16 protein-coding genes and 2 tRNA genes are annotated in these 17,858 nt (G+C 48.8%); 6 read left to right on the top strand and 12 right to left on the bottom strand.

From position 1 onward, the window contains the following. Positions 1 to 37 precede the first annotated feature (37 nt). From Q0X97_RS05125 to mraZ, 8 genes are all read right to left on the bottom strand, one after another. The gene (locus Q0X97_RS05125; RefSeq protein WP_302067683.1) at positions 38 to 982 is read right to left on the bottom strand and encodes an Abi family protein; all 945 of its coding nucleotides are present in this window, start codon (positions 980 to 982) and stop codon (positions 38 to 40) included. Between the two features lie 93 nt (positions 983 to 1,075). Next, positions 1,076 to 1,597 carry a M23 family metallopeptidase gene (locus Q0X97_RS05120; protein WP_302066290.1) on the bottom strand — a complete coding sequence of 174 codons (522 nt, stop codon included), beginning with the start codon at positions 1,595 to 1,597 and terminating at the stop codon, positions 1,076 to 1,078. Between the two features lie 142 nt (positions 1,598 to 1,739). Then, on the bottom strand, positions 1,740 to 2,540 hold the full coding sequence (locus Q0X97_RS05115; protein WP_302066291.1) for an NYN domain-containing protein: 801 nt from the start codon (positions 2,538 to 2,540) through the stop codon (positions 1,740 to 1,742). Positions 2,541 to 2,716: 176 nt separating this feature from the next. Continuing rightward, a complete protein-coding gene (locus Q0X97_RS05110; RefSeq protein WP_302066292.1) occupies positions 2,717 to 4,192 on the bottom strand; it encodes a UDP-N-acetylmuramoyl-L-alanyl-D-glutamate--2,6-diaminopimelate ligase in 1,476 nt (491 codons plus the stop codon). Positions 4,193 to 4,204: 12 nt separating this feature from the next. Further along, a complete protein-coding gene (locus Q0X97_RS05105; RefSeq protein WP_302066293.1) occupies positions 4,205 to 5,956 on the bottom strand; it encodes a penicillin-binding protein 2 in 1,752 nt (583 codons plus the stop codon). Positions 5,957 to 5,999: 43 nt separating this feature from the next. Next, positions 6,000 to 6,260, bottom strand: a complete 261-nt coding sequence (gene ftsL / locus Q0X97_RS05100) for a cell division protein FtsL (protein WP_085359212.1) — start codon at positions 6,258 to 6,260, stop codon at positions 6,000 to 6,002. A gap of 36 nt (positions 6,261 to 6,296) precedes the next feature. Beyond that, positions 6,297 to 7,265: a 16S rRNA (cytosine(1402)-N(4))-methyltransferase RsmH gene (gene rsmH / locus Q0X97_RS05095; RefSeq protein ID WP_302066294.1), complete on the bottom strand. Its 969-nt coding sequence runs from the start codon at positions 7,263 to 7,265 to the stop codon at positions 6,297 to 6,299. Beyond that, complete coding sequence (gene mraZ / locus Q0X97_RS05090) at positions 7,262 to 7,717, bottom strand: division/cell wall cluster transcriptional repressor MraZ (protein WP_244740356.1); 456 nt, start codon at positions 7,715 to 7,717, stop codon at positions 7,262 to 7,264. Before mraZ ends, rsmH begins: the two co-directional genes overlap by 4 nt. Positions 7,718 to 8,037: 320 nt before the next feature. Here mraZ and Q0X97_RS05085 point away from each other — a divergent pair, with 320 nt between their 5' ends. The 3 genes from Q0X97_RS05085 (at position 8,038) to Q0X97_RS05075 (ending at position 9,535) form a co-directional block, all read left to right on the top strand. Further along, positions 8,038 to 9,186, top strand: coding sequence for a class I SAM-dependent methyltransferase (locus Q0X97_RS05085; RefSeq protein ID WP_302066393.1), 1,149 nt, complete (start codon positions 8,038 to 8,040; stop codon positions 9,184 to 9,186). A 190-nt stretch (positions 9,187 to 9,376) separates the two neighbouring features. Continuing rightward, positions 9,377 to 9,453: transfer RNA gene (locus Q0X97_RS05080), tRNA-Met, on the top strand. Positions 9,454 to 9,459: 6 nt separating this feature from the next. Then, positions 9,460 to 9,535, top strand: a tRNA-Ala gene (locus Q0X97_RS05075). 124 nt (positions 9,536 to 9,659) lie between these two features. On the opposite strand, the gene Q0X97_RS05070 is transcribed toward Q0X97_RS05075, so the two are convergent. Further along, positions 9,660 to 10,277: an RDD family protein gene (locus Q0X97_RS05070; protein ID WP_302066295.1), complete on the bottom strand. Its 618-nt coding sequence runs from the start codon at positions 10,275 to 10,277 to the stop codon at positions 9,660 to 9,662. Positions 10,278 to 10,446: 169 nt separating this feature from the next. Between Q0X97_RS05070 and asd the strand changes: the two genes are divergently transcribed. Beyond that, positions 10,447 to 11,565: an aspartate-semialdehyde dehydrogenase gene (asd, locus tag Q0X97_RS05065; protein ID WP_302066296.1), complete on the top strand. Its 1,119-nt coding sequence runs from the start codon at positions 10,447 to 10,449 to the stop codon at positions 11,563 to 11,565. A 315-nt stretch (positions 11,566 to 11,880) separates the two neighbouring features. Continuing rightward, positions 11,881 to 13,701, top strand: a complete 1,821-nt coding sequence (locus Q0X97_RS05060; RefSeq protein WP_302066297.1) for a BCCT family transporter — start codon at positions 11,881 to 11,883, stop codon at positions 13,699 to 13,701. 198 nt (positions 13,702 to 13,899) lie between these two features. On the opposite strand, the gene Q0X97_RS05055 is transcribed toward Q0X97_RS05060, so the two are convergent. From Q0X97_RS05055 to Q0X97_RS05045, 3 genes are all read right to left on the bottom strand, one after another. After that, positions 13,900 to 14,769, bottom strand: a complete 870-nt coding sequence (locus Q0X97_RS05055; protein ID WP_302066394.1) for a mechanosensitive ion channel family protein — start codon at positions 14,767 to 14,769, stop codon at positions 13,900 to 13,902. A gap of 154 nt (positions 14,770 to 14,923) precedes the next feature. After that, on the bottom strand, positions 14,924 to 15,751 hold the full coding sequence (locus Q0X97_RS05050; protein ID WP_302066298.1) for a factor H binding protein domain-containing protein: 828 nt from the start codon (positions 15,749 to 15,751) through the stop codon (positions 14,924 to 14,926). A 278-nt stretch (positions 15,752 to 16,029) separates the two neighbouring features. Beyond that, entirely contained in the window at positions 16,030 to 16,191 is a 162-nt protein-coding gene (locus tag Q0X97_RS05045) for a hypothetical protein (RefSeq protein ID WP_302066299.1), read from the bottom strand. 130 nt (positions 16,192 to 16,321) lie between these two features. Here Q0X97_RS05045 and Q0X97_RS05040 point away from each other — a divergent pair, with 130 nt between their 5' ends. Beyond that, a complete protein-coding gene (locus Q0X97_RS05040) occupies positions 16,322 to 17,812 on the top strand; it encodes a Fic family protein (protein WP_302066300.1) in 1,491 nt (496 codons plus the stop codon). Positions 17,813 to 17,858 lie beyond the last annotated feature (46 nt).

The following is a 17,858-nucleotide window of genomic DNA, read 5'->3' as shown; positions in this document are numbered from 1 at the left end:
AGGTTTTTTCAGCGTAAGATTCACTTCGAAATGGCTGCTACCTCTGCTTCTGCATGTAGTGGCCTTTATTTTTCCACAAATCCCATTCCCGATAATTTTCCGGCAATCCGAATGCAGTCAAGCTGATGTTGGCCGCCCCTTCGGGAAATTCACGCAGCACCTCATCAAACCTATCTGCCCATTTGGAGTTCGGACACAATATTTTCATCATCTGCTGCATAATGCAGAAATAGAAAAACGGACGGTAATTGTCGAGTTTTTTCCAATATTCATCTGTTGAAATCGGAGCCGCCTGCTGAACGATACGGATATTCCACAAGCGGTCATGATGGGCAGCGATATTGCGTATTTCATTCAAACTGCGCAACCATTTCGCAAATACTCCGCCATGTAATGCACCATATTTATGAGCAATGATATTTTGCTCTTGTTGTTTCATCCCCTCGTATAAACGAGACATCGCACCAAAGTCCCACAACCCGCACACTGCCCAGATTGGCAAATGCCCGTATTTATGCAAATTATGAACGACACAAGATGTTTTTCTTTGTCGGGCTTTTCTAACCAGCTCTTCCAACCGCTCATACCATTCCTGATACTTGGTCTTACCTTTATTAGCCTGAATTGTTTTGGCAAATTTACCGTCGAAACACTCCGGTTTTTCATGAGCCAGCGGGTCTTTTTTACCCAAGATATGCACAATATCCACCCTCACAGCCATTTCGATCCGTTCCAAAGCATCCAATGCCAATAAACGCAGTTTTTTATCAAACAGATATAGCGATAAAACATCCTCAAAATGGCTATCGGGCTGAAAAGTATCCAACAAAATTTGCTCTTGACTATCCCATTGACGAAAAACATGAAAATAGCCGCTCAACCGATAATACCCGATGAGGCGTAAATATCTTTCCGCCCGCTCTTCATCATCAATAATCAACCCTCTTGTTTTTAATAATTCGACCTGCTCAGAAAAATCCAACCACGGTTTTATCGGTTCGCACATATTTTCAGACGGCCTTCCGTTATATTATTCTAATATTTATTTCAAATGCTTAAATTTATCCAATTCAGATTACCTACTCTGATCAATCAACGGATAAGGATTCACCGCACCGCCCGGCAGGTAAACGCCGTAATGCAGATGCGGGCGGGTATTTTTGGCATTGCCGGTTTTGCCGACATAGCCGATCACTTCGCCCGCTTTCACGCGGCGGTAGAGTTTGCGGCTGGCGAATTTGTCCAAGTGGGCGTAGTAATGCCACGCACCCGGGCCTTGTATGCCGATCACTTTGCCGCCCAAGCGGTTTTTGCCGAGTTTGGTAACAATGCCTGCGGTGGTGCTGCGTACCGGCGTGCCTGTTTTGGCGAAAATATCCACGCCTTCGTGTTTGCGGCCGCCGCTGCGCGGTGCATGCCAACTGTCGTCGAAAGAGTGGCCTTTAACGGGGTTGATCAGGCTTTGCTCGGTGGGTGCGGGCATGGCTCTGAGTGCGGCTAATTCTTGGGTTGGCCGCGGGGCGTGTTTGGTTTGGCAGCCCCATACAAAGACTAAGCCGATAACGCACAATATCCGGCCGCTGTACTTCGACATCATTTGGTTACATCCTTTCTTTTATTCAGACGGCCTTTGAGTTAGGAAGAGGCCGTCTGAATACTTCTCTAAATCATTCCCTTTTGCATGACTGTCCGTATTTCAAATTTTCTGTTTGCCTACATCAACTGAAACGGATAAATGATTAAATTTTTAATCTGACATACATATTTTCATGTGTTCCGACTGCGTTTTTCCGCATTTCGTACTCAAAAATATCAGGGTATTTTTTTATTAAATCTGTAAATTTTTTACACCCATAGGTGCGTGGGTCAATATCTACTTGCAGTAACTTCCATTGGCCAACTAAAGCTGCAATCGATATCCACTCGCTGTCAGAAGATTCAAAGGCTTTCTTGATTATGTCTGTTTGCAGCTCTATTTTTTCAGCAATCATTTTCTCTTCTGTTTTTTCTTCTTTTAAAGATGTTCCCGCTTTAAAACATTCTGCCAACATTCCTTCTTTTTCGTGCTTCAATTCAGGCAGCAAATTTTCCACATAAATAAACTGGCTACACGCATTTACAAATGCTTTAGGGGTCTGCATTTTGCCAAATCCATATACCATCGCACCCTGTTCTTTTAAACGTATGGCCAATGCGGTGAAATCGCTGTCACTGGACACAATACAAAAACCGTCAAAACGGTTCGTATAAAGCAGATCCATCGCATCAATAATCATAAAGCCGTCAGTCGCATTTTTACCCTTGGTAAAAGCAAATTGCTGCATGGGCTTAATGGCATATTCATTTATTACTTCTTTCCATTGACCATTAGCTGAAACAAAATTACCGTAAATCCGCTTGGCAATTGCTTCTCCAAATTGGGTAACTTCCTCCAAAATAGCTTTGACATCTTGTGCTGATGCGTTGTCAGCATCAATTAAAACTGCCAACCGTGCTGATTTTTCTTCCACTACATTAAAACTGGTTTTGATTTTAGACATCGTTTTTCCTTTCTTTCATAATGTGCTTGATAAAATTTAAACTTTGTAAATCATGGTATTGTTCTTATTGTCTATGTTTTTCCATTTTATATTTTCAGACGGCCTTTTCAGACAGGCATTTGAAATATGCCCATACTAAGGCCGTCTGAAAGCGAACTTTGTGAGCTTCGCCAAAACTACCTTCCCGCCAAAGCTTTCTGCGCTTCGTCAAAATCGGAAAAATAGTGCTTCTGACCCTGCACGTCCTGATAGGTTTCGTGGCCTTTGCCGGCAATCAGGATGATGTCGTTGGCGGCGGCGTGTTTAACCGCGTATTCGATGGCCGAGCGGCGGTCTGTTTCGACGTGTTCGGGCTGGGGCACGGCGGGGAGGATGTCGTTGATGATGTCGGCAGGCTCTTCCATGCGCGGGTTGTCGCTGGTCACGACGACTTTATCCGCACCGGCTACGGCAGCCGCGCCCATCAGCGGGCGTTTGCCTTTGTCGCGGTTGCCGCCGCAGCCGAACACGCACCACAGGTTTGCGCCTTGCGGTTTGATTTCCTGCAAGGTGGCAAGTGCTTTTTCGAGGGCATCGGGGGTGTGGGCGTAATCGACGACGACAAGCGGTTTGCCGGTGTTCATAATGCAGTCCATACGGCCGGTGGCGGGGCGGATTTGGGCAAGCACGCGCAATACTTCGGCCAGCGGGTAGCCTGCCGAACACAATACGCCGACGCACGAGGCGAGATTTTGGGCGTTGAAGCGGCCGAGCAAGCGGGTTTTGACTTCGCCGCTGCCCCACGGGGTGTCGAGCTGCACGGTCATGCCGTCTGAAGAGGCGGTGAATCGGGTGATGCGGATGTCGGCTTGTTCTGCAAAGCCGTAGCCGTACACGTTTAATTCTGGGCGTTCTGTTTTCAGACGGCCTGCCAGCGCTGCGCCGAACGGGTCATCCACATTAATCACGGCGTGTTGCAAACCTTGCCAGTAAAACAGGCGGGATTTGATTTCGCCGTAGGATTCCATGCTGCCGTGGTAGTCGAGATGGTCGCGGGTGAGGTTGGTGAACACGGCCGTCTGAAAAGGCACGCCGTTAACGCGGAATTGGTCGAGGCCGTGGCTGGACACTTCCATCGCTACGGCTTTTGCGCCTTGCTGTTTGAACCGGTGCAGCAGGGTTTGCACGGAAACGGGATCGGGCGTTGTGTGGGTGGCTTCTTCCAGCGCGCCCCAGAAGCCGTTGCCGACGGTGCCGATGACGGCGCATTTTTCATCCAACAAATCCGCTGCTTGCGCCAGCCATTGGGTAACGGAGGTTTTGCCGTTGGTGCCGGTTACGCTCCAAACTTTGAGGCCGTCTGAAAGATTGCCGTACACTTGGGCGGCTACGATTCCGGCGCGGGTTTTCAGGTTTTTAATGCCTTGATTGGGTACGTTCCATTCGGGATTCCATGCGAATTTGCCGTCGTCGTCCCAAAAAACAAAAGCCGCGCCGTTGGCAACGGCGGCGGGGATATACTCGCGCCCGTCGGTGTATTCGCCCTGACAGGCAATGAAAATGTCGCCTTGCTTGATTTTACGGCTGTCTGAATGCAACAAACGCCCTGCTGCGTTTTCACACAGCAAGGGCGGTAAGTCGGTTTCAGCTAAAGGAACTAAGTCGCTGAACATATTGTTTACTCTTTAATTTTTGGAGGCCGTCTGAACGGGTACATCTTTTAAGGGTTTGGTTGGCGAAACGCCGAGAATATTCAGGCTGCCGCCCATGATGCCTTTAAACACGGGGCCGGCCACCACGCCGCCGTAGTATCCGTTAACAGTCGGTTCGTCCACGGTAACCGCCACAATCACGCGCGGTTTGTCTGCGGGGGCGAAACCGATAAAGGTGGCAACGTGTTTGTCGCTGGCATAACGGCCGTTAACCAGTTTGCGCGCGGTACCGGTTTTCGCGCCGACATCAAAGCCGTCGACCGCACCCATGGTGCCGGTACCGCCTTTTTCGGTAACGGAAACCATGATGTCGCGCACGGCGCGGGCGGTTTCGGGTTTGATAATCTGCACGCCTTTGGGCGGAGCCACTTGTTTTTCAAAGCTTACCGGCAGCAGTTCGCCGTCGTTGGTCAGCACGGTATAGGCACGCGCCAGTTGCAGCAGGCTCAATTGCAAACCGTAGCCGAACGACATGGTTGCCTGTTCGATCGGTTTCCAGTTTTGCCACTTGCGCAACAAGCCGGGGCTTTCGCCGGGGAAGCCCGAGTGCATGCGCTGGCCTACGCCCAAGCTCTGATAAAACGTGTACATTTCTTCAGGTTTGAACATGGCCGACAGTTTGCTGGTGCCGACGTTGGAAGACTTCTGCATCACGCCGCGCACGTCCAAAGAAGGATACACATGGGTATCGCGCACGGTAGCCGGGCCGATTTTGTACGGATTGGTATTCAAACGGGTGTTTACGTTTACCTTGCCGGCATCCAATGCCTTGGCAATCGGGAACGGTTTCATGGCCGAACCCGGCTCAAGCATATCGGTAACGGCACGGTTGCGGCGTTGTTCGCTGCCCGCTTCGCCCGGGTTGTTCGGGTCGTAGGCGGGGCTGTTGACCAATGCCAAAATCTCACCGGTTTGTGCATCCAACACAACTGCACTGCCGGCTTTGGCACGGTGGTAATCGACAGCTTTGTTCAGCTCGTCGTAGGCCAGCGTTTGGATACGCTGGTCGAGCGACATCACCATGTCGTGGCCGTTTTGCGGATCGCGGTTGCGCGGAGAATCAAGGCTATCAACGATATTGCCTTTATTGTCGCGCAGCACCACTTTGGCACCGTTTTTACCGTGCAAATCATCTTCGCGCGCCAGTTCCAAACCTTCTTGGCCTTTGCCGTCGATGTTGGTAAAGCCGATCACATGGGCAAAGAGGTTGCCCATCGGGTAATGGCGTTTGGATTCTTTTTGGAATGCCAAACCTTTAATACCCAAAGCAGCCACTTTATCGGCGGTTTCTTTGCTCAACTGGCGTTTCAGATAAATGAAGTCTTTGTCTTTCTTCGCCAAACGCGCTTCGATGGTTTCAACCGGCACGCCGATTAAGGCGGAAAGTTTGGCCAACTGCTCGCCGGTCGGCTGGATATCCATGCCGGAAGGCACGGCATACAGTGATTCGGTCGGTGCGCTCAAGGCCAACGTTGCGCCGTTGCGGTCGGTAATCGTGCCGCGCGACGCAGGCAGGGTAATGGTGCGCACGAAACGCTGGTCGCCCTGATTTTTCAGAAATTCATGTTGTGTGGTTTGCAGATAGACGCCTCTGCCCACCAATGCCGCGAAAGCCAATGCCAATCCGCCCAGCACAAAAGCAATCCGCCCGTTGGTAGAAACGGGTTTTTTTGCCTTCGGCTGTTTAGACAGCATCTGCGGCTTATATTCGTTTTTGATTAACATAGCAACTTCTCTTTTTTATTTCAGCAACTTGTCGTGCTGTTATTTACTTCATTTCAATCATGCGGGTGTCTGCTGCGCTCGGAGGCTGTAATTTTTGTTTTTCGGCTGCTTCTTTAATCAATTTATGATTCGACAACTTGGCCTGCTCGAGCTTCAAACGCGCATAATCCTGATCAAGCTGGATTTCGTGCTTTTGGGCTTTATCCAGCGAAATGTAGTATTGGCGCGACTGGTCTTGCACGGTAACAACCGCCAAACCCGACAACAACGCCAACACCAGCAAAATCACATTCAATTTATTCATATTTTTTCAGACGGCCTTCCGACTGCATCTGCCTTTTCAGACGGCCTGTTGTACTTCAAACTTGCCGCTTGTGCGCTCGGCCACACGCAATACGGCCGAACGTGCGCGCGGATTGGCTGCGGTTTCCTCCCCACCCGGCTTGATGGCCTTACCCACTGCCTTCAAAGGCGGCTGCGGCAAATCGGCTTCTTTCACCGCCGCCCAACGCGGCAGCTGAAGGGGTTGCGAATACTGCTTGATAAACTGTTTCACAATGCGGTCTTCCAGCGAGTGAAACGCAATCACAGCCAGCCTGCCGCCCTCTTTCAGACGGCCTGTAACCTGCGGCAAAACTTCTTTTACTTCTTCAAGCTCACGGTTGATGAAAATCCGAACGGCTTGGAACGTCCGGGTCGCCGGATCTTGACCGCGCTCACGAGTACGGACGTTTTGCGCCACGAGCTGCGCCAGCTTGCGGGTTGTATCGATGGGTGCCGTTTCGCGTTGCGAAACAATGGCGCGCGCAATTTGGCGACTAAACCGCTCTTCACCATAATTCTTAATTACCTCGTGCAATTCCTGTTCGTCGGCAACGGCAATCCATTCTGCCGCCGACATCCCTCTCGTGGGATCCATACGCATATCCAGCGGCGCATCAAAACGGAAACTGAATCCGCGCTCCGCTTCGTCTATCTGCGGCGACGAAATACCCAAGTCAAACAATGCACCGTCGATTTCGGCAATGCCCAGTTCGTCTAAGGCCGTCTGAAAAGTAGCGAAGCCGTTGTATACCACGCTCACGCGTTTGTCTTGTGCCGCCAATTCGTTTGCCACCGCAATGGCCTGCGGGTCTTTGTCAAACACCACCAAACGGCCTTGTTCGCCCAGCTTCGACAAAATCAGGCGGGAATGCCCTCCCCTGCCGAATGTGCCGTCCACATAAATACCGTTCGGGCGGATATTCAATGCGTCAACCGCTTCATGCAGCAGCACGGTTACATGCTGTAAAGGTTCGGCGGCAATCACAATTGCAAATCCGTTTGGCTCAGCTGGAAAGCCAGCTCGTCGGGGTCGATATCCAAAGCCTTGTTCATTTCATCTTCCCAATGTTTGCGACCCCACAGCTCCAAGCGGTTGGCCCGCCCCACCAGCGTAACGTCTTTATCGAAATCCACGCGGCGGCGCAGATTGGCGGGCAACAACACGCGCCCTGCCGTATCCAATTCCAGCGTATCGGCGTTGTGCAGCAACAGGTTTTGGTAACGCTGCAAAGCCAGATTGCCGGCCACTTTCAAAGACAACAACTGCTCGGCAACTTTTTGCCATTCCGACTCGGGATAAATCAGCAGGCGGCTGCGCGAATCCAGCGTTGCCACCACGGCCGGCGTGTAATGGCGCAGCAAAAGCTCGCGGAACTTGGCAGGAATCGCCAACCGCCCTTTGCTGTCTATGCTCAACTCGTGAACGCCACCAAACACTTTATCCCACTCCGTTAACAAATCCGGGCAACAGCGACACTTTGACACACATTACCCCACATGCCCACACTATAAGAAATTTTACAGATATGGTCAAATCCGCGATTCAGCAAAAATAAGCGTTTAGACAACCACTTACCTTTAAAAAACACGGGCATGCGCCCGCCTTTGGCGCATACCCGTATGCATAAAATACTACATCTAGCGTAGATTAATTACACTAACTACTATATTTAGTAAAAAAGGCATAAAAAACATGCCGTTTCAATCCGCGCTATAATACACGCGAGTCCATATAAAATTTACATGTTCTAACAATGATAAACCCGCAACTCCCCGCCCCGTCCGCAGCAGCTTCGGCCTCCTCCCAAGCCTTACAAAACCTGATTGCGGAAGAAATTACAAAAAATGACAATTTCATTCCGTTTTCCCGCTTCATGCAACTGGCACTTTACGCCCCCGAATACGGTTACTACACCGGCGGCGCACACAAAATCGGCGCGGCAGGCGATTTCATTACCGCTCCGACATTGTCCCCGCTATTCGGCCAAACCCTTGCCCGCCAAATCGCCGCCGTGCTGCCGCAAACCGACGGCAATATTTACGAATTCGGCGCCGGCACGGGCGAACTGGCCGCGACCTTGCTGCAACAGTTTTCAGACGGCCTCAAGCATTACTACATCATTGAATTATCAAGCGAACTGGCTGAACGCCAACGCCGGCACATTCTCGAAAAAGCTCCCCGAGCGGCAGATAAAGTTATCCACCTAAACACCCTGCCCGACACCTTCGACGGCATCATCATCGGCAACGAAGTGCTGGACGCCATGCCCTGCGAAATCGTTAAACGCGAACACGGCAGCTTTTGGCAGATGGGCGTGGCCTTAGAAAGCCAATCGTTTATCCAAACCGCCCGCCCTCTGGCGCAAGAAGAACTGCTCAAAGCCGCCGCCGAATACTTTCCCGCGTCCGAACCGTACACCAGCGAATTACACCCCGCCCAACACGCCTTTATCCGCACACTTGCCGAAAAACTCGTGCGCGGCGGCATGATTTTTATCGATTACGGTTTCGATGCCGCCCAGTATTACCACCCGCAACGGCACATGGGCACATTCATCGGCCACTACCGCCACCACACCGTGCACGACCCGTTTTTCCACATCGGCCTTACCGACCTGACCGCCCATGTGAATTTCACCGATATCGCTTTGGCAGGCACCGATGCCGGACTGGACTTAATCGGCTACATCACCCAAGCCAATTTCCTGCTCAACCTCGGCATTACCGAAATGCTGGCACAAACCGCCGCACCCGATTCCGCCGACTATATCCGCGAAACCGCCGCCGTACACAAACTGGTCGGCCAGCATGAAATGGGCGAATTGTTTAAAGTCATCGCCTTCGGGCGCGGCATTGATGTTGACTGGCAAGGCTTTATGTTTGGCGACATCTGCCACAAATTGTGAATACAAAGCGGATACGAGGCCGTCTGAAAACCACACCGTTGGTTTGCCATGCTTTTTTCAGACGGCCCCCATGCTTTCCAAGCACACAAAATTGATATTTTTTCTTATAAAAATCAAATAAAAACAAACATAAGCCGATAAATCGGTTGCCCAAAAACAAAAAAGCCGTATAATCACGCTTTCATGAAACGGCGAATTAGCTCAGTCGGTTAGAGCAGAGGAATCATAATCCTTGTGTCCGGGGTTCGAGTCCCTGATTCGCCACCATATTTCGGGGGTATAGCTCAGTTGGTAGAGCGCTTGCATGGCATGCAAGAGGTCAGCGGTTCGATCCCGCTTACCTCCACCATAGAACAAAAAAGACTTGGTATGAAAACCAAGTCTTTTTGTTTTTTATAACCAACTCTTTAGAGGCCGTCTGAAAACCTTTTCAGACGGCCTCCGCTTTTGCAGCCACCTTCCCTGCAATTTATTTAACGTTTCGGTAAACGCACCACTACGGTATCGGCCAGATAATCCTGCAAAGTGCGGCGGTCTTTCGAGCGGTTGAACAGCATCACGAAGCAAACCAGCCAAACGATAAGCGATATAGTATTGGCAATCACATCGGCGATTTCTCCCCCGCTGCCGAAAAGCAAGGCAAGCAGATAGCCTGCAATCAAAGCACCGATGGTCAGCATAATATTGAACGCCACTTCCCTCAGCAAAACAGCGCCCCAGAAGCCCGGATTGCTGCCGTCGGTTTTCAGCAAGCGGATGTTCAGGATTTTTTTACCTAACGACTGACCGTCGCGGCTCATATACCAAGCCTGTATCACAACATACACCAGCAATACCAGCAATCCGCCGAGCATCCACATCCAATTGATGTTTTCGACGGCCAGATTTTCCAAATTTTCCGTACCGCCGGCCCGTGCCACATAACCGTCGCTTACAGCCAGAAATATACTGCCGATAAACGGCAAATAAGCCAAAATAGAAAATAGGCAGTTCAGCAAATAGGCTCCGATACGACGGCCGGCCGAGGCAATTTCAACTTCCACTTCTTCCGGCGGCGGCATTTGCATTCCGTTCGTATTGATTTCGTTCATTTATACACTCCGTTTTAATGTTATCCGAATCCGGCCTTACTTCCGGTATTTATTCCGTTTTTTATCAAAATACCACAAAAAAACCTTTACATTTATGCCCCTCGGCGTTAAAACGCTATCTTCATCATTACTCACCGTTTTGTAAACAATTTTTCAAAGGAGCAAACCCATGAAAGTAGGATTCGTCGGCTGGCGCGGCATGGTCGGTTCGGTGTTGATGCAACGAATGAAAGAAGAAAACGATTTCTCGCACATCCCCGAAGCCGTGTTTTTCACCACCTCCAACGTAGGCGGTGCCGCCCCCGACTTCGGCCAAGCGGCCAAAACCCTGCTGGATGCCAACGATATCGGCGAACTGGCCAAAATGGATATTATCGTTACCTGCCAAGGCGGTGATTATACCAAAGCCGTGTTTAAACCCTTGCGCGAGAGCGGCTGGAACGGCTATTGGATTGATGCGGCTTCCGCCCTGCGTATGGATGACGATGCCGTGATTATCCTCGACCCCGTTAACCGCAACGTTATCGACGGAGCCTTGAAAAACGGTGTGAAAAACTACATCGGCGGCAACTGTACCGTATCGTTGATGTTGATGGCTTTGGGCGGCTTGTTCCAAAACGGTTTGGTCGAATGGGCCACCAGCATGACTTACCAAGCCGCATCGGGTGCGGGCGCAAAAAACATGCGCGAACTGATTGAAGGCATGGGCGCCATCCACAACGAAGTCAAAACCGAAGTGGCCGACCCTGCCGGTGCGATTCTCGATATCGACCGTAAAGTATCCGATTTTCTGCGCAGCGACAGCTACCCCAAAGCCAACTTCGGCGTACCGTTGGCCGGCAGCCTGATTCCGTGGATTGATGCCGATTTAGGTAACGGCCAATCGAAAGAAGAATGGAAAGGCGGCGTGGAAACCAACAAAATTCTCGGCCGCAGCAGCAACCCCATCGTTATCGACGGCCTGTGCGTGCGTGTGGGCGCGATGCGCTGCCACAGCCAAGCCATTACGCTGAAGCTCACCAAAGACCTGCCGTTGGAAGAAATCGAAAAACTGCTGGCCGAGGCGAATGATTGGGTAAAAGTGATCCCCAACCAAAAAGAAGCCAGCATGACCGAGCTGACCCCCGCCAAAGTAACCGGCACATTAAGCGTGCCCGTTGGCCGTATCCGCAAAATGGGCATGGGCGGCGAATACATCAGCGCGTTTACCGTAGGCGACCAGCTTTTATGGGGTGCGGCCGAACCGCTGCGCCGTATGTTGCGGATTGTTTTGGGTAATCTGAACTAACCGCCTGTTTGAACGGGTTTGCTCCGAAGCAACGGTATTTTGCCGTTGCTTTTTTACAGAGGCCGTCTGAAAAAAGTTTTCAGACGGCCTCCTTTGCGTATACCTTGCCCGATGTAAAACGAATGCCCACACTTGAATATTTTCTCCTTAAAAATCAATACTATATATCTATGCTATAATAACTTACGCTCACAAACTTCTTATATGTCTTTCTTTTCAAAAGATTCTTTCACCAATACCTAAAAAACAAAATAATAACAACCGACATGCTGCTCACGAAACATTACTTTTAAAGTTTGGTTAAGGAGTAAAACATTGTCTGTTCAAAATCAACACGATAGCAAATCTGCCAACTTCCGCTACAAACCCGCGGGCCGACGCATGTCTTTCCGGCACTTGGGTACGTTTGATGCCGACAAAAACTTCCAACCGCACGGCATCTCAGGGGTATCCGACACCCGTATCGACAAATTCACTTTTTTCAGCGTATTGGTGCTGCTTTTCGGCATAACGCTGCCGTTGGTTGCGTTTCCCGTGCAAGGGGCGGATTGGGTTGCCGCCACCAAAGCATTCGTTACCGACAAGTTCGGCGTGGGCTATCTGACTTTCGGTGTGCTGGCTTTTATTTTCGTTACTTACATCTCGTTTTCCGATATCGGCAATATCAAGCTCGGCAAACCTGAAGACGAAATCGAGTTCAAAACCGGCTCATGGGCGGCCATGATGTTTTGCGGCGGCATCGGTGCCAGTATTCTTTACTGGGGCACGCTGGAATGGGCTTATTATTATCAAGGGCCGCCATTCGGCATTGCGGCCGGTTCGCCCGAAGCCGTGCGCTGGGCCAGCACTTACGGCCTCTTCCATTGGGGGCCGGTGGCATGGGCGATTTATCTGGTGCCTGCGGTTGCCATCGCCTATTTCGCCCACGTACGCAATTCGCCCGTACTGAAAGTCAGCCAGAGCCTGATGCCGCTCACGGGAGAAAAATTCGCCAAGAGCAACTGGGGCAAACTGATTGACGTGTTTTTCGTATTCGGCATGATCGGCGGCGGCGCAACCACTCTGGGGCTGGCCTCGCCGATGATTACCGAAGGGCTGTATGAGCTGTTCGGCATTCCCAACAGCCTCGGCATACGGCTGGCGGTGCTGCTGGTTACCACCATGATTTTCGCTTACAGCGCCTATCAGGGCTTGCGCGGCGGCATCCAATTTTTATCCAACATCAACTTTTATCTGTCCATTGTCTTTCTGGTTTTCGTGTTGGCAGTCGGGCCTACCGTATTTATTCTGAACACGGGCTTGGAAAGCCTCGGCCGCTCGCTCACGCAAATGTTCACCATGATGACGTGGACGGAATCGTTCGGGCGGTTTGAACACCACGGTTTTAAAAACACCGGTTTTCCGAAAGACTGGACGATATTCTACTGGGCATGGTGGCTGGTATACGCGCCGACCATCGGGCTGTTTATCGCCAAAATATCCAAAGGCCGCACCATTCGGCAAATGACCGTGGGCTCGATGTTTTACGGCTCGCTCGGCTGCGCCGTATTCTTCATCATTTTGGGCAATTACGGCCTTTATCTCCAACTTTCCGATACGCTGGACGTAATTGCCGTGCTCAACGAAAAAGGAGCCACCGCCACTATTTTTGCCGTTTTAAACACCCTGCCCGCCGCACCGCTGGCGATTGCCGTGTTTACCCTGCTTGCCGTGATTTTTACCGCCACCACTTTCGACAGCATTTCCTATATTCTCGCCTCCGTCGTGCAACATGAAGTAGACGGCGAACCGCACCGTTGGAACCGCCTGTTTTGGGCGTTTACCCTTTGCCTTATGCCCGCCGCGCTGATGTTTATCGGCGGCCTCGACACGCTTCAGACGGCCTCTATTTTCTCTGGTGCCCCGTTGCTGATTATCATGAGCATGATGATGCTTTCTATCATTAAAGCCGCCAAATACGACCTGTATTACCAGCCCGACTACTCGCTGAAAACCATCCACATCGAAGAATTGCCCGACAACGCACCGTGGGAATACGGCGAAACCTCGCAAGCCCCCGAAGGTTCGGTGCTGGCACAAAAGGCCGTATATGAAGAACAACGCCAAAGCAGCAGCGATAACTCCGAAGAACCCTGATATAGCAAATAACCTTATTGTTAATAAAAGACAGCAAGCCGCAGACAGTGCAAGGAGTACGAAACCGATTCCGTTGCCGCTTTAGCGGCTTACACAATCATTCTCTTCACGCTAAGGCGCAGCAACTCCACAGCGGAAATAATATCCGACATAAAATACCGAGAGGCCGTCTGAAAAAGTTTTTCAGACGGCCTCTTATCAAATCTGCACCCTTGTTTCTTCCAGCAGCCTGTGCTGTATGCGGATAAACTCATCCAGCAACGCCTGTTGAATTTCCAACCGTTTCGCCACCGGAGAGGCAAAGCGCACCACCACTGTATAGGTTTTATCGTCGTGCGGCACACGGCTGATGCGCGGCTGGGCGGCAGGCGTGATAAACAGCTTCTGCGTCTGCACCTCTTCCAAATGCCGCTCGACGGAAGGGATATAAGGCGCGCACAAACCGTCGACCAGCTTTTGCAGCAACGGCACGATTTCATCCGAATCCAAATGCACCGGCACCGGAATTTCAAACGTATGAATCACATACATGCCCAAAATATTATCACGCTGCACCGAACTCGACAGCAACAGGCTGTTGGGAAACGACACCGTTTTGCCGCTCAACTGCCCCACCAGCGGATTGGGCCCCACCTGCATCATCAGCGTATTCAACATATTGATGTCCACCACCCGCCCTCGCAGGCCGGCCACCTCGATATAGTCCCCCACCGAATACTGATTGGTGGAAGCCCGCAGCAAACTGCCCGACAAACACATAATCAACTCTTTCGTTGCCAGCACAATCGCCGCCGCCACCGCAAACATCGACAAAGCCAACGTTTGGATTTGCGCCGCCCAAATAATCGCCAAGCCGAATATCGCCATAATCAACGTGATATTGCGGCTCGCCACCACCCAGCGGCGTTTTTCCTCGATTTCCATTGCCGGATGGCTGCGGAAATGCGTTTGCAGAATCACCCCCCGCAGCAGCATGATGCCCACAATCATCAGCACCGATTCAATAATCTCCGCCTTTACCGGGCCGTTGTAGAGATAATAGTTGATGGTTTCCCACATAATTTCGATATTCCGTTTCAAATTTCCAGCCGGTATCGGAAGATTATAAAGGATTAGGCCGTCTGAAAACCTTTCCAGACGGCCTCAATAGCAAGTTTACTTTCTATTTACAGCAAAAGCTCAAGTGCTATTTGCCGTTTTAAGGTTTTGTAAATCACAACAGTTATTTTATTCTTAGCTTAGGTACCTTTCTTCCCCCGAAGCCAATGTTGGTATCTTTGCCATCAATCTTGAGCTCTGCCTTACCGGCAATTTCTTCGGCCGACGGCCCGAAGAAGCCTAATTTATATGATCCGGCCTCTTTACCTTTGTAACCCGCTTTTCCTTCAATACCAACTTTAGCGTTGAAAGAACCGTCAGGATTAAATCCTGTTATTTTGCTTTCCTGCAAATTAACAGTATCCAGAGTTTTAAAGTTTTTGACATAACCTATGCCTGTACCTTTATCAAAATCCACCTGATAAATCAGTTCCCCTTGGTCATTCTTACCAGTAAATGCCTGCCCCTCATAACCGAATACCCCTTTTTTCGTTATAACTGCATTAAGTTCAGTTGCAATACCTTGTACGGCCAATACTTTGGATTTATCAACCGTGCTACTGGTTCTATCTTTTATTTCTTTCTCAACATGGGCAGCCAATACTACCGAATATTTGTTTTTATAAATCCGTGCTGTGCCCTCCTCTTTAAAATTAACTTTCCTCCTGTTTTCCATCTTATCGGCAGTTAGTTCGTAAGATTGGTTATGAACTTGGTTTTGATGTAAGAGGGCGATATCTATCGGATCACCACTACGATAAACTTTACCGTTGATTTTCAATCGAACATTACTGGTATCTGCACTACTTAAATCAGGAGTGGAAATAACACGGTAATGCCCGTTTCTCCCTGAGGGCGGCTTAATAGAATCAAGTGCATCATTAACCGCCCCGCAAGCAGAAAGTGCTAAAGATGCGGCACTTGCCAAAACCAAAGTATTAAACGTTTTCATAATATGTTTCCTTCCATTTGATTATCTTCAAGCAAAAACCAGCCTTCCCGATTTCCATATAGCCCCACTGTGCTATCAAGCACTTTTGACCATTAATAAGTTTACGAACTTGATATCCGATATACAAGACAAACGGCATAAATATTGAGTACATGTTGCGCATTGTCAATAAAACTCGTTATCAAAATACAACAATGCGTAAGAAAACGCTTTTGAATGGCGTCTATTAAAGATTTGCCCCAATAAAAAGTCGGGCAAGGATGCCCGACCTACGGTTTTTAAGACGGCCTCTTGTTGGCCAAATTGGTAATTTTATCCAACAGATTAATGATCTTATCCGAACCCAAATCTTCTTCTTTACCCTCTAACAGTTGAAAATAATCTTGCCGTATCTGCTCCGACAGCAAGCGGTTGCGGATTTGGGTAAAGGTTTCCTGCACGTATTCTCTCAATTAAAAAAACGTAGGAAAAATAACGTGATTTTCTACGCTCAAATATTTGACACAGGTTTCCAAGAGAAACAAATATGTTTAAACTCTCTCAATATTAAAAAAATTGCGAGAATTTCAAATGGCAAAAATGAAAGTATCTAAACCACCAAGAATAGAAGAAATTCTAATAAAAGAATTTCAGAATTTAATCGAATTGATGCCCGTTGATACCCAGCAATTACAAAACTTGGAAAACCAACTAAATGAAATGCCTCTTTCATCATCTACAAATGTTAGTAGGGTTGTGAAGTTAGATATCAAACAACCAAATGAAGAGCAAATGAATAAGCTGATAGAAGCATATAAAAAATATTATGCACTATTTACTACACATAAAGCCACTGACAGCAAAGGCCGCTACCTCTATTGGGATAAAATCAAACGTCAATATTCTAAAAAAGAAGATGCCGAAAAAATTTGGGCTGCAACCAAAATCAACCGTTTGGCCGGAAAGAAAAAATTTGAATTCATTGCTAATTATGAGTTCTCCTTCTGCGTGCCTGATACTATGCAGGCCCTACTCCATTTCATAGATAAGAGCTGCGGCGACCACATAATGTTATCTTCAGGAAACCAGCTGGGTGCCGCGGATAAAAAAACGCTTATGATAGAAGAAGCAATCACTTCTGCACAACTTGAAGGAGCAGCCACCACGCGTAAAGTAGCCAAACAATTACTGGCATCACAGCGCCCAAAACCCCAAAATGAATATGAAATTATGATTGTCAACAATCATAAACTGATGCAGAAAACGTTGGCATTAAAAAATGAACCATTAAGCATAAAAATGATTTTATCGCTACACCATATTGCCACTGAAAATGCCATAGGCAATCAAGCGGTTTCAGGGAAATTCCGGCAAAATGACGATATCCACATCGCTGATTATGATGGTAATTCGGTATATCAACCACCTGCTTTTACAGAAGTACCGAAATTAATGGAGGCTTTATGTACATTTGCGAACACGGATCATGACGGCATTAATCATCCTTTGTTTATCCATCCGATAGTCAAAGCAATAATGTTGCATTTCTTTACGGGGTATATCCATCCTTTCGGAGACGGAAACGGACGTACGGCACGGGCATTATTTTATTGGTTCGTGCTAAGAAACGGTTATGATTTGTTTGAATACATTTCCATCAGCCGCCTGCTGCGGGAAACACCTACAAAATATGCCAAATCATATCTTTATACGGAAAATGATGATTTGGATCTAACATACTTTATTTATTATCAATTAGATATTATCAAACGTGCCATTGAAGATTTAAGGAGTTATGTAGAGAAAGAAACATCCAAGCTACAAAATTTCACTGCTGAAATTTCCAACTTTGCTACCGCTCATGGATTGAACGGCAGACAAATTGAAATTTTGCAAGCAGCAGTCAAAGAAAAAGGTAAAATTTTTACTGTCAAAAATGTCTCTGCGCAGTTTGATGTAGCCGAAAATACTGCAAGAACAGATTTGAAACAATTATTAGAATTAAAATTATTAGGGCAGTTCAAATCGGGAAATGCAATTAACTTTATTGCCCCAAGTGATTTGAAAGACAGACTAATTTGAGTCTTATAAATTAAAAGCCGTCTGGACTATTTCAGACGGCTTTTTC

This window comes from Neisseria sp. MVDL19-042950 (assembly GCF_030504625.1).
Taxonomy (GTDB): domain Bacteria; phylum Pseudomonadota; class Gammaproteobacteria; order Burkholderiales; family Neisseriaceae; genus Neisseria.
This window is presented reverse-complemented; position numbering and strand designations above follow the sequence as displayed.